Consider the following 12,965-nt stretch of genomic DNA (forward strand, 5'->3'; position numbering starts at 1 on the left):
ATGGAAAAGGTAAGGATTGATGGTAAAAGCAGTAACCTCAAGCAAAGGAACAGAAAAAGGTGAAAAAAAGAAACCAGCTGCTCGTTCCGGCGTGAAAAAAGCCGCTTCGAAGTCTCAAGTGGATGTAACGGCTTCAGTGGATGTAAAGGCTTCCTCTGCGCCTGCGCGTAGTGCAGCTAAAGATACACCTGTAAAAAAAGATACATCCGCAAAAAAAGAAGAGCGTGCACAAGGCGCTGTTGGTGAGATCAAGCAGGTTATTGGTGCTGTCGTTGATGTGCAATTTGAAGGTGAATTGCCAAATATTCTTAACGCTTTGGAAACAGAGAATTTAGGCAATCGCTTGGTATTAGAAGTTGCGCAGCATTTGGGTGAAAATACCGTGCGTACGATTGCTATGGATACCACTGATGGTTTGATGCGGGGCCAAAAGGTTGTGGATACAGGCACGCAAATTAGCGTTCCTGTAGGAGAAGCAACATTGGGACGTATTATGAATGTGATTGGAGAGCCGGTGGATAATGTGGGACCAATTCCTGCGACCAAAACGCGTTCTATTCACCAAGAGGCACCTCCATATGTTGAGCAATCAACCATTTCAGAAATTCTCGTCACTGGTATTAAAGTCGTGGATTTGTTAGCTCCTTATTCTAAAGGAGGTAAAATTGGCTTGTTTGGTGGTGCTGGTGTTGGAAAAACCGTTCTTATTATGGAGCTTATAAACAATATTGCAAAGGCACATGGTGGCTATTCTGTATTTGCTGGTGTGGGAGAACGTACACGGGAAGGAAATGATCTTTATTATGAAATGATCGAAAGCCGCGTGAATGTGAATCCAAAAGAGAATAATGGTTCAACGGAAGGATCAAAGTGTGCCCTTGTTTACGGGCAAATGAATGAACCACCAGGAGCGCGTGCGCGTGTGGCTCTCTCAGGATTGACAATTGCAGAAAGTTTCCGTGATGAAGGACAAGATGTTCTCTTCTTTGTGGATAATATTTTCCGTTTCACGCAAGCTGGTGCTGAAGTGTCAGCGCTTTTAGGGCGTATCCCTTCTGCTGTGGGGTATCAGCCTACCTTGGCAACGGATATGGGGGCTTTGCAAGAGCGTATTACCAGTACAAAAACAGGCTCTATTACTTCCGTTCAGGCAATTTATGTTCCTGCCGATGACTTGACGGATCCAGCGCCGGCAACGTCTTTTGCTCATTTGGATGCAACAACAGTTCTTTCGCGCTCTATTGCGGAAAAGGGAATTTATCCGGCGGTTGATCCACTTGACTCTTTCTCGCGTATGTTGGATCCATTGATTGTAGGGGAAGAGCATTACACTGTTGCTTGTCAAGTGCAAACCATTTTACAACGTTATAGAGCGCTTCAGGATATTATTGCTATTCTTGGAATGGATGAACTTTCTGAAGATGACAAATTGCTGGTGGGACGGGCGCGTAAAATTGAACGTTTCCTTTCGCAACCTTTCCATGTTGCGGAAGCCTTTACTGGTTCGCCAGGGAAACTCGTTCCTTTAGAAGAGACAATTAAAGGCTTTAAAGGTCTTTGTGCTGGCGATTATGATGATTTGCCAGAAGCTGCTTTTTATATGGTTGGTTCGATTGATGAAGCACTTGAAAAAGGAAAGCGTCTCATGGCAGAGGCGTCTTAATAAGAAGCTTCTTGTTCAAGAGAAAACTGTCATGAATATTTTTCGTTAAAAAGGACAAGTCGTTGAAGAAAACAGAGAGTCCTTATATCGGGTATTGTGGAGACTTTTGTGGAAAACAATAGAGAAGAGCATTTTTTATTTGAGCTTGTATCGCCTGAAAAAATTGTGTTTTCAGAGCAGGTAGTGTCTGTTGTTCTTCCTTCAGCCTCAGGTTCTTTGACAGTTATGGCGCATCATGCGCCATTAGTGGCAAGCATTGTGTTGGGGAGTGTGCGTGTTCGCACCTCTTTGGGTGAAAAATTATTTGCTGTATGCGGGGGCGTTGCAAATATTACCTTTTCAGGCTGCTCTTTATTGGTAGAGCACGTTGTGGCTGTAGAGCATCTTTCTTTTGATGTATTGGAACAGCGGATTTTGCAGGTTCAAGCGACATTAGAAGGGGGGACAAGAGATGAGGATAATCATAAAATAGAGGCTTTTTTCCAGCAATTGTCAGCTGATGGTGCTGTGTTGATAGAAGCGTAGCAGCGTATACAGGAAACAAGGTGACATGAGCGGAAAAAAGAGTACGGTTGTGTTTGCTAAAAGGGGTGGAAAACCTTTTCCTCGTCCTGGTCGTATTTTTGCAGGACCTTTGCCAAAATGTTTTGTTTATATTTTTGCTTCTCTTATTTTGCAATGGGCTTATGGTTTAGGGGCTAATATTGTTCAGTCTAACATTGTCCATCTTACGGGTGATTTTCACGCAACTTTGACCGAGACAACATGGTTGGTAGCAGCTTATATGGCGCCAAATGTGAGTGTAGCGATTATGTTGATCAAAATCCGCTATCAATTTGGGTTGCGTGCTTTTGCTGAATTATCAATCCTTGGCTTCGTTTTGGTTTGCGTGTTGCAACTCTTTGTTACGGATTTGCGTTCTGCATTGATTATTCGCTTTTTTGCTGGGATTGCTGCTGCTCCTTTGGCTTCGCTTGCGCTGCTTTATATGATGGAGGCTTTTGCTCCAGCAAAGAAGTTTACTGTTGGTCTTAGTTTGAATTATATGAATGCGGCTTTAGCGGCGCCTTTATCACGTTTGATTTCTCCTGATTTGCTGGAAAATGGTGGCTTTTCCAGTCTTTCCGCTTTGGAAATGGGGTTGGTTCTCATCAGCTTGGTCTGTATCTATACTTTGCCCCTAACGCCTGTTGTCCGCAGTAAGGTTATTCAAAAGTTAGATTGGATAAGTTATGGTTTGATTGCTCTTGGTCTTGGATTAAATGCCGTGATTATGTCTGTTGGCATATTGTATTGGTGGTATGAAGCACCATGGATTGGTTGGGGGCTTGCACTTGCTATTTTCTCGTTGGCTATTGCTATTATTATTGAGCTTAATAGAGAAAAACCGTTGATTGATTTACGTTGGATTTTCAGTAAAGAAATGGTTCAATCGGTTTTTATTTTATTGATCTTTCATGTTTTTTTGTTGGAGCGGTCAAATTTGCCCGTGGGTTTTTTTAATCTTTTTGGTTTGCTTAATCGTGAAATGGCGCCCATGTATCTTGCGGTGACATTGGGTATTCTGTTAGGGGGGGCTGTTTGTGTCTTTTTTTTACGGGCGGGGCGTGAAGATTATTTTTATTTGTTATCTTTAGGTTGTTTGGCGCTGGGAGCTTATTTAGACAGTCGTGTAAACTATTTAACACGTCCGAAAGATATGATGTTGAGCCAAGGGTTGGTGAGTTTTAGTTATGCACTTTTTTTGCCTCCCGCTCTTTTCAAAGGGTTTGTGATCGCTGGTGAGCGAGGACCGCGTTATGTTTTGAGTTTTATTGCGGTTTTTTTGCTAACGCAAGTGACAGGGGGATTGATGGGATCGGCTTTTTTTGGCAGCCTACAGTTTTATTTTGCCCATAAAAACTTTGAGTCCTTAACACAAAATATTGTTGTGACTGATCCGCTTATTTCTGGTGAGATGAATACTTTGTTTTCGCCTTCTTATGCTACTTCTGTCCCTCATGGCTTAGGGAGTGAACAGGGAACTTCTCTGTTGATAGAAAAATTTAAGTTAACAGCAAATATTTTTGCTTATGATGACGTTTTTCGGCTTTATTTTTATATTTCAATGGTTGTATTCATTATCTTTCTTGTCACAATAGTTGTTAAGTCATGCTCTTTGCGGACGTTAGAAAAGTAGAGTGATGGTATAGAAGAGGGGTGCAAAAAATGATAAAAGCATTACGGTCAAAAGCTACGATTGTTGCATTCCTGTCAGGTATTACGGGTGTTTTGCTAATTTTGTGGGCTTGGAGACTTCCTCCTTTTGTAAATAACATTCAAATAACGGATAATGCTTCCATTAAGGGCAATGTTACTTTGGTTAGTTCACAGATCTCTGGGGTGATTGCACGGATTTATGTGCAAGATTATCAACGTGTTGAAAAAGGAATGCTGCTCTTTGAGCTTGATGATTCTCTTTTTCGTCAGCAGCTTGCACGGGCACAGGCTGTTCTCGATTCAAAAAATGCAAAACTGGCAAGTATTGAGTTGCAAGCTCAGATTTTACAGGGAGAAGTTAATGCTGCAGAAGCGGAATTAGCGCGTTCACGAGCATTCTCTAATGTTGTTTCTGATAGTAAAAAGTTAGGCTTTGGTGATGCGGCAGTTTCTGTTTCTCGCCCTCTTTCACAACTCTTGGCAGCCCTAGAAACAAAACGACAATTGCAAAAACAATTAAATCTTGAAAAACAAAGTTTACAGTCAGAAGTTGCGGGAGCAAAGGTGAGTGTTGAGTTGGCAAAACTTAATCTCGATCATACAAAGATTTTATCTCCTAGAACAGGCTATATTGGATTGGTTGGTGCTAGGGTAGGGCAATATGTTATGCCGGGTACGCAATTGGTCTCTGTTATTTCTGATGACATTTGGATTATTGCTAATTATAAGGAAACGCAACTTTCTCAGATGCGTGTAGGACAACCGGTTGTTTTTTCTGTTGATGCATTGAACAACAAAAAGTTAACGGGGCGTGTGGTTCGTTTTGCTCCAGCGACAGGTTCAGAGTTTTCATTGTTAAAAACAGATACGACAATTGGTAATTTTATCAAAATTGCGCAACGTATTTCAGTACGTATTTCTTTAGATCCTGGGCAGGAGGGAATTGAAAAGCTCATTCCTGGGATGTCTGTGGTTACGTATGTGGATACTTCGCAGCGGGTCGATTCTGGAGGATAAATTTTGGGTTTTTTCAGTTTAATTCTCGTGCCATTTACTTATAGTAAATGGCTCTTCACATTGGAAGATTTCGTTTGGTTTGTTATGATACATTTTGTAAAGTTCTTAGGCTCCTTATACTTCGATATCATGATGTAAAATAATGTTCCTTAGAATATTAAAGCGCATGCATCTTTACTCACTTCCATTTCTTTTGAAATAATTCAGTAGGGGGGATAGATGCACTGTTGAAAATTTTTCTTATAGTTTCTCACAACACTGTCCTTTGGGATGTGGTGCCACCGCGTGTTTTGAGGACAGGGGTGGGAGACTGCCAGGATAAAAAATTGGATAATAGACTGGTGGGATGGATGAAAAACTTATCTTTTGGAGGAAAGCGTAAAGTTAGGGGAAAGACGTAAAGTTTATATTTTGTAAACTATAAAAAATGCCCGCTTTGAGTCGGGCATTAAAAGGGAAGGTTGTTGGTTGTGTTGTTAATTTTTACGGATCAGCAAGAAGCTTACTAAAACGACTCCTGCTGCTAGTGCGAGGGTTTTTTTAGGATTTTCTTTCGCTTTTTTCTTTAATTCTGTAGCATGTTCGTTGAGGTGATAAAGCGTGTGACGGACTTTTTGTTTCCATGTGTCAAACAGCTCAGAAATGTTTTCAAAGTTATCATTTTGAGAACTCCAATGATTTACGGGGACCAGTTCTCTTTTTAATTGTGCTATACGTTTTTTAATTTTAGCATTTTTGGCGTTGGGTGAAAATAGACACATTTATTGACTCCTTCGTGTGTTAAATTATTGCGTGACAGTTGGAATTGTGTTTGGGGTTTTGCTATAACGGCTTGAAAATTGAAAGGTTGCATTGATAATGCCGCGCGTGGGTGAGAAGAGAATTAAGAGTTTGGGTTTAATGAGGAATTTCTGAATGTGCTTGAGTTCATTTCATGTAAGGATGTAAGGTAAAAATTTTTACAAAAGGGTGTAAGATTCATTCTATCATCTTTATTTCATAAAGATGTAAGTTGGTGTCTTCATTTTTTTGTTTGTTTAAAGTGTTGGGATAGCTTTTGGCACGTGAAATAGTTTATAAGAAGTTTTTATCTACATGTTCTCTTGTGGCTTTAGGGAGTGGTATTGGTTGATTCAATTAAGAAGATTTAAAATGAGAAAATCTTACGATATTTGGGTTTTCTATTCAAATTTGTAAAAAATAGATTATTATAAATCAATGTGTTGGATTAATTAGGCGGTGTTTTTCATGCATTTTTAAAAATTGCGTTTTGATAGGCGTTATCTGTTGTGTTGTAAAACACTGTTTTGCGATGACGTGGATGTACGGTATAGGCATGCAACTTAAAAATACAGTATTGTCTCTGTTTGGTTTCGGTTTCTTTTTGAATCAACCAAGTGTAGAAGTATAAACTTGAACAGAAGTAGTAGAACTTATCCGGTGCGTCTATAGGATGAATCGCACCTATGAGTTGAATTGCATCAGTGGTTAGTAGGTGGAACCTTTTGAGAGTAATCTGTTAAGATTGGGGGGCGGTGTAATTTTCGTCCTTTGAAGCGCGGAGGAAGTCAATGTAAATGATGATTGATAGCGCAGGTTTTAAAAATTTGAGGACTTGATGAGTACGACCTATTTTTTATCTAAACCACTTGAGCGTCGTCGGTCTATTGGTGTTGCTGTTGGTGATGTGATCGTTGGGGGGCAGAGCCCGATAGTTGTACAGTCAATGACCAATACGGATACGGCTGATGTTGATGCAACTGTTGCTCAAGTGGCTGCTCTTTGGCAAGCTGGTTCACAATTGGTTCGGATTACTGTTGATCGTGATGAAGCGGCGGCAGCTGTACCAAAAATACGGGAGCGATTGGAGAGGTTAGGATTTTTTGTACCATTGGTTGGGGATTTTCATTATATTGGACACAAGCTTTTATCTGATCATCCTGCGTGTGCTGAGGCGCTTGCAAAATATCGCATCAATCCTGGAAATGTTGGTTTTGGCGCAAAAAAAGATCGTCAATTTGCAGAAATTATTGAGATTGCTTGTCGGTATCATAAACCTATTCGCATTGGCGTGAATTGGGGCTCTCTTGATAATGCGTTGTTAACACGGCTTATGAATGAAAATGCACAGCAAGAAAATCCTTTATCGGTTGCTGAAGTGATGCGGGAAACTGTTGTGCAGTCTGCTCTGCAATCGGCTATTTGGGCTGAAGAGATGGGATTGGGACGTGATAAAATTATTCTTTCTGCTAAAGTAAGTGATGTCCAAGATCTTATTGCTGTTTATACCACCTTGGCGGCGCGTTGTGATTATGCTCTTCATTTGGGATTAACGGAAGCTGGGATGGGAACAAAGGGGGTTGTTGCTTCTTCGGTGGCTTTGGGCATTTTATTACAGCAAGGTATTGGCGATACGATACGAATTTCCTTAACACCAAAACCTGGTGGTGATCGGACACGAGAAGTAAAGGTGGGGCAAGAACTTTTGCAAGTGATGGGTTTTCGGCAATTTTTGCCCGTGGTTGCGGCTTGTCCTGGTTGTGGGCGCACAACCTCAACGGTCTTTCAACAATTGGCGCAAAAAATTGAAGCAGATTTATACAAAAATATGCCTATTTGGCGTGAAAAATACCCTGGCGTTGAAAGTTTGAAGGTTGCCGTGATGGGATGTATCGTCAATGGACCGGGGGAGTCAAAACATGCGGATATTGGAATCTCTTTGCCTGGAGTGGGGGAAAGTCCTGCGGCACCTGTTTTTATTGAGGGACAAAAGGTAAAAACTTTGCGGGGTGATCACATTGCTGAAGAATTTGAAGCGCTTTTGAGTGATTATATTCATACACGCTTTGGACAGGGTTGAAATAAATTCTTGGAGTGCATTTTTTCTTCATTAAAGGCTGTGTTTTTGCTTGTAAATCAATATTCAGTCCTCATTGTGGTTGCATGTTGAGAACAAGATGATTGTTCATAAATTGATGCGCTTCTTCATTGTTTTCAAGCATTTTTCCTTGATAATACTGTCTTCAAACAGATCCAATAGCAAACTAAATGTGACATTATTTCCAGCAATTTTCAGGATATCAAATTGATAGGATTGGAGATCCGCATAGCGGCTATTGCCATATTTGTCATAAAATTTAAGCTTTTATCTTTATATAAAAGGATGTATTGACACCTTTCGTGGCGTTATTGGGGAATAGATGACAAATATATTAGCGTTTGGCTTTTTATTTAACGGTATAAGAATTTTAACAGGTGCCTTTATTGTATTTTATATGCTTGAAAAAGGGCTAACTCTTATTGATATCGGGATCATTAAGTCGTTTCAGGCTTTTATTATGATGGTTACAGACATTCCTCTGGGATATTTTGCCGATAGAAAAAGTTATAAAATATCGATCGTTTTGGCAGCGGCTTTTGCTGCTACATGGCTATGTCTCATGGGATTTTCTACAAGCTTTTATGGATTTCTTTTGGCAGAATCTTTTAATGCCTTATCGCTGACATTGATTGCTGGCGCCTATAATGCTTTACTTGTTCAATATGCAAAAGCAAAATTGACATCGACTAAAAAAGTGCTGGGAGCGAGCTCTCAATATAATTACATCGGCATGTTTATATTCAGTTTGATCGGTGCTTATTTTGCTGATTATTCTAGCCAATATATATGGTATATCGCGGCGTTTTTAATGTTGATGACAACACTATTTGGTTTGTTTTTTCTTGATGACCTGAAGGGAGAGAAAAAACCAAATAAAGCGAATTCTCTCATTTATGATGCTAAAGAGATGTTGTCTATTTTTATTAGAGTTCCTTATATCTCTTTATGCTTTTATTTTTCACTGATCTTTTTCAATATATTCTCGCAGTATTGGCAGTGGATATTTAAAGATCATCATATTAATGTCACTTATTTTGATCTTGGTGTGACATTTTCACTGATATTGCTCTCTCAGCTCTTGGCTAGTTTTCTCTTTACAAAACTAAGTGAAAGAGTGAATTTTATTTTATTGCTGTTTCTTTTGGTTTCACTGATTTTTACAGTGGTTTTCTTTGAGCCGAAAAAAGAAATTGCTGTTATTTTAGTCTGTATGATTTTTTACTTAATTAAGTATACATATCTTCGTGTAGAAGTTGTTTTGCACGATAGTATTAGTGATCATTTCAGGGCTACATATGAATCTTTCTTGTCAACTGTTGGGAGATTTAGCTTATTGGTATTTTTTTACATGAGTGCGTATATGGTCGATATATTTGGCTTTTTCTCACTCGTTTATATTTTGGGTATCTATTTATTGGTTTATCTGTTGGCAATGTTTTTTTTAGAAGGAGCCCTAAAGAAATCTCAGTGAAAATAGTAACGTATTTCACGTGTGTTTCATGGGGTTTATAGTGGATCAAGGCTTTTATTTATTAAGGCGCATCATTGTTTTTGCATGTTGAATGGGAAAGCAGAATGTTATCCGTTATTCTTATTTCAAATCTATGTATGTTGAAGCAATCAAAGTCATCTGCTTGTACGTTATCAGTGGGCGTGGCATCACAATCATTAAAAAAGAAATAAAAATGCTTCTCATGAATATTGCACCAAGAGTTGCTGATAAGATTGGACGCTGATAAAGAAAATGATTGTACCGGATTATATGCTTATTAAGGAATGGTGATGGAGCAGTTTTCCCATTTTCATTGGTTACTTGCTGGTAATACTTTATCTCATTAGAGCTCATTAAGCAGTTGGGTAATTTTAGCCTGTTCAAAAAGGCTTTCCTCATGACCGATTTTATTGTTGATATATCTAACGCGTTTTATTCTTGTTTCCTTTAAAATATGAATGATCTTGTTGAGATAACGGCATCTTTCATTCTCATTTTTGAGTATTTTCTCTTTGGTTGTGGTCTCTGTATTGGTATTGTTGGGATGTACTCGCGTGGATAGTCTAGAGCAGTACAATAAACTTTACGAAGAATAGATAAATGGAAAATACGAGGCTTTTGAACATTTTCAAAAACAAGAGCAAGCAAGAAACTTCGTATATAGCCGTGGTTATCAGAATATAGCGCCCAAATTTGATATTATATGGCATCATCACAGACTTATTGTTTTATGTGGACGCTTTGTTAATTTATTGCGCGGTGAATTATAATGAGGAGATGTCATGGGCAATGTTCCCTAATGTCATAAGCAGTTTGCGTTATGACTATAATTGGAGAGAAAACAATTTTATTTGGGCATATAATATGTCTATGAACTCTACGGATCCCATGATTGATTATGCGAAAAAATTTCTTAATTCTTCAAGCGGAAATAGCATTAGCCCAATAACACAAGTTATTGACTTTGTGTCTAGTATGGAAGCTGGTCATAATGAAAACACTAAACAAATAGCGCGTTTTTGTATAGAGCTCAATACGATATATGACATGATGAAACCAAGAAAAACTTACAAATGACATTTAATGGGTAATGGGCAAAATTCTCTCGAAGGATATTAAATGGCTATGATACTCTATTGATCGTCACGATATTTTCTTAGCCATGTTGCATGTTTTTTGTTATGTCTTCAAAAGATGGACGCATTTTCCAGCTTTGGCAACAGGCATAGGTTCACTTACAATGATGCTCTTCATCTTAATAAGAAAATTTCACTTAAAGGAGGAAATTTACACTTAGCTTGAAAAAAGTACTTATCATAAATTAAATTGCGCTATTATATTAAAAATAAGGCCTTTTTTATTTTTCTGTTTCAATGGTTATTCTCTGTTTAATCTTATCAATTCTCTTTTTATGCGATGAATTGAATAAACGAGATAAAGAGCGTGACGAATTAAAGTTCTACAGTGATCGTGATTATTATTAAATTGAAATTATTCCATAGTTTTGTAAAAATGTTTCTACTTTTGAAGGAGCGCGCCGACACTATCATTCACTTTGCTGTCCCCTAATGTTGCTACAGCTCTTGGCTTTTGAGAGGATTCATAAGAGGTATTTTTTAATCCGTTCTTTGATGTTTTTCCCCACGCGGCTTTCTCCGTTTGTGAGGTGCAAGCAAATGATTTTGATTGATTCAACATACACAGATTGAAATGAAAAAATCCTACGGTATTCAGAGTTCTAATTCAATATGAATAACGCTGAATTATCATTATAAATAAATTATTTGTAGCTTTTTTGCGAAGAAAAGAGAGATCAGTAATAATACTGCTTTGGTCTTTCGTTCTATTGAAATTGATGACTTTATTTAGCCTATTATGCCGTAATACACTGTCATTTGAGGGGTGGTGAAGGTCGCCTGTTTGACACATTAAATATTTTAAAAATTGCATGGTGAATATTCTTAAGTCTTGTTTATCGAGTCTTTAGTTTAAGTGAATCGCATGCGTGGAAAGCTAGAGGAACTTACTCGGTTAAGAATCTAGACTGTTTACAGAGCAGATTGGGTTAAAAAACTTTGTTCTTTGAGGGTGGCATAAAAATCAAAATAGCCATTGTGTTCATTTTTTTCTGATATTTTAAATACGGGCTTCAAAAAAATGATGCTTGAACTAAACAACGAGTACTTTTGTAAAAGTGTTTTTAGAGATCAAGCAATACACGAGTGAATTTACAGAATGTAACCATATTTGATCTTCTATAACAAGATAGCGTGGAAAGGCATAAAAATTACGATTCTCTACTGAGGGCATTTACTTAGGGCATTGTACTTCTTTTATTGTTTTTTACGGGTTTATAAAATGCCTTGTTTGATACTTATCCTGTTTATTTTTTGCCTTATCGTTAGAAGATTAAAGACATGAAGGAGAAAACGAGTTTTCTTCTTTTTGATCGTTTTTATTCGGCTTTAAAGCATCCACGGTAATATCTTTTAAAGCATGGTGATTACGCATTGTTTCACATTTTCTTTCGTTCATTCTTTAATGGAAGGTATTTTTCATGCAAAATGAAATGCCCAGAATGCACTTGTGTTATAAATTCACGCGGCTTGTTTTAATGAAATCCCTCTCAAGATTTGTCGCACCCATTTCATGATAAGAACTATAATGGAGATTAATGGTAACGTTTCTTTGAAAAGTCTATTATGCATTCAACAAAGGTGATGGTTTACACTATGTGCAATGGAGCGGATGGAGTTTAATTTTTGCGTATTGCGCTAAAGTGTGCTGCTTGTTGGAGGGGGAGTGCTTTAGCGCCAAAAGGATGTAAGAATGCTTCTGCTTTACTGATGAGTGTATCTCGCTTTTTTTGGGTTTCTTCAATGCCATAAAGATGAACAAAAGTTGCTTTTTGTGCCGTTTCATCTTTTCCAGCAGTCTTTCCTAGGGTTTGTGTGTTGGCGGTGACATCAAGAAGGTCATCGGTTAATTGAAAGGCTAAACCAAGATAGGTACCAAAATCAGTAAGTTTTTCGGTTAATTCTTTAGATGCATTGCCAATAATGGCGCCTGCTTGACAAGCAAAGCTTATCAGGGCTGCTGTTTTCATGTGTTGTAGAGTGATGATGTCATTACTTCCTTGCGGTTTTTTTTCAGCTTCAAGGTCCAGCATTTGTCCACCTAACATACCGCCAAGTCCTGCCGATTGTGCAAGAGACGTGATCAGTTTGATTCTAATGTCTGTAGATAAAGTACTGGCTTTATGGGCAATGATTTCAAAGGCAAATGTTAAGAGAGCATTGCCTGCTAGAATTGCTGTTGCTTCGTCAAATGCTATATGGACGGTGGGTTTTCCACGCCGGAGTATATCGTTATCCATAGCGGGAAGATCATCATGAATGAGCGAATAACAATGGATACATTCTAAGGCACATGCAACATCAAGAGAATATTCGACAGGGATATCAAAAAGTGCAGCACTTTGAATCACAAGAAAAGGACGCAGGCGTTTTCCACCGTTCAGCACACCATAGCGCATAGCTTTGATTAAGTTTTTAGGGCGTGAAATTTCACCATTTTGGATTTGATCACTTAACAGGGTATCAAGCCGCTTTTCAACAGTGTGTCCATGTTTTGCAAGAAGGGTGGTAAATTCGTGCATTCTTGCTTCCTTTGTTTTTACAAAAATGAAATTATGAAGTTTTGAAGAGAAAGGT

At 38.4% G+C, this 12,965-nt stretch carries 9 protein-coding genes; 7 read left to right on the forward strand and 2 right to left on the reverse strand.

What is annotated here, in order from left to right:
- Positions 1–19: 19 nt before the first annotated feature.
- From atpD to ACFIJQ_RS06790, 4 genes are all read left to right on the forward strand, one after another.
- Positions 20–1,663, forward strand: coding sequence for a F0F1 ATP synthase subunit beta (atpD, locus tag ACFIJQ_RS06775; RefSeq protein ID WP_273787655.1), 1,644 nt, complete (start codon positions 20–22; stop codon positions 1,661–1,663).
- A 108-nt stretch (positions 1,664–1,771) separates the two neighbouring features.
- The gene (gene atpC, locus ACFIJQ_RS06780) at positions 1,772–2,188 is read left to right on the forward strand and encodes an ATP synthase F1 subunit epsilon (protein WP_015856985.1); all 417 of its coding nucleotides are present in this window, start codon (positions 1,772–1,774) and stop codon (positions 2,186–2,188) included.
- A gap of 25 nt (positions 2,189–2,213) precedes the next feature.
- Positions 2,214–3,842 (forward strand): MFS transporter, encoded by a 1,629-nt coding sequence (locus ACFIJQ_RS06785; protein WP_273787656.1) that lies wholly within the window; start codon positions 2,214–2,216, stop codon positions 3,840–3,842.
- 29 nt (positions 3,843–3,871) lie between these two features.
- Positions 3,872–4,879, forward strand: a complete 1,008-nt coding sequence (locus tag ACFIJQ_RS06790; protein ID WP_273787657.1) for an HlyD family secretion protein — start codon at positions 3,872–3,874, stop codon at positions 4,877–4,879.
- Positions 4,880–5,355: 476 nt separating this feature from the next.
- On the opposite strand, the gene ACFIJQ_RS06795 is transcribed toward ACFIJQ_RS06790, so the two are convergent.
- Positions 5,356–5,640, reverse strand: a complete 285-nt coding sequence (locus ACFIJQ_RS06795; protein ID WP_375629335.1) for a hypothetical protein — start codon at positions 5,638–5,640, stop codon at positions 5,356–5,358.
- 857 nt (positions 5,641–6,497) lie between these two features.
- Between ACFIJQ_RS06795 and ispG the strand changes: the two genes are divergently transcribed.
- The 3 genes from ispG (at position 6,498) to ACFIJQ_RS06810 (ending at position 10,329) form a co-directional block, all read left to right on the forward strand.
- Positions 6,498–7,739, forward strand: a complete 1,242-nt coding sequence (ispG, locus tag ACFIJQ_RS06800) for a flavodoxin-dependent (E)-4-hydroxy-3-methylbut-2-enyl-diphosphate synthase (RefSeq protein ID WP_375629337.1) — start codon at positions 6,498–6,500, stop codon at positions 7,737–7,739.
- A gap of 340 nt (positions 7,740–8,079) precedes the next feature.
- Entirely contained in the window at positions 8,080–9,231 is a 1,152-nt protein-coding gene (locus tag ACFIJQ_RS06805; protein ID WP_375629340.1) for an MFS transporter, read from the forward strand.
- Positions 9,232–10,041: 810 nt separating this feature from the next.
- Entirely contained in the window at positions 10,042–10,329 is a 288-nt protein-coding gene (locus ACFIJQ_RS06810; RefSeq protein ID WP_375629343.1) for a hypothetical protein, read from the forward strand.
- A gap of 1,678 nt (positions 10,330–12,007) precedes the next feature.
- Here ACFIJQ_RS06810 and ACFIJQ_RS06815 read toward each other — a convergent pair.
- Positions 12,008–12,910: a polyprenyl synthetase family protein gene (locus ACFIJQ_RS06815; RefSeq protein ID WP_375629346.1), complete on the reverse strand. Its 903-nt coding sequence runs from the start codon at positions 12,908–12,910 to the stop codon at positions 12,008–12,010.
- Between the last annotated feature and the right edge of the window lie 55 nt (positions 12,911–12,965).

This window comes from Bartonella sp. TT67HLJMS (genome assembly GCF_042193375.1).
GTDB lineage: Bacteria > Pseudomonadota > Alphaproteobacteria > Rhizobiales > Rhizobiaceae > Bartonella > Bartonella grahamii.

Coding starts and splice junctions, on each gene's coding strand:
- atpD (WP_273787655.1), top strand. CDS start 20: ATGGTAAAAGCAGTAACCTCAAGCAAAGGAACAGAAAAAGGTGAAAAA.
- ACFIJQ_RS06785 (WP_273787656.1), top strand. CDS start 2,214: ATGAGCGGAAAAAAGAGTACGGTTGTGTTTGCTAAAAGGGGTGGAAAA.
- ACFIJQ_RS06790 (WP_273787657.1), top strand. CDS start 3,872: ATGATAAAAGCATTACGGTCAAAAGCTACGATTGTTGCATTCCTGTCA.
- ACFIJQ_RS06795 (WP_375629335.1), bottom strand. CDS start 5,640: ATGTGTCTATTTTCACCCAACGCCAAAAATGCTAAAATTAAAAAACGT.
- ispG (WP_375629337.1), top strand. CDS start 6,498: ATGAGTACGACCTATTTTTTATCTAAACCACTTGAGCGTCGTCGGTCT.
- ACFIJQ_RS06805 (WP_375629340.1), top strand. CDS start 8,080: ATGACAAATATATTAGCGTTTGGCTTTTTATTTAACGGTATAAGAATT.
- ACFIJQ_RS06810 (WP_375629343.1), top strand. CDS start 10,042: ATGTTCCCTAATGTCATAAGCAGTTTGCGTTATGACTATAATTGGAGA.
- ACFIJQ_RS06815 (WP_375629346.1), bottom strand. CDS start 12,910: ATGCACGAATTTACCACCCTTCTTGCAAAACATGGACACACTGTTGAA.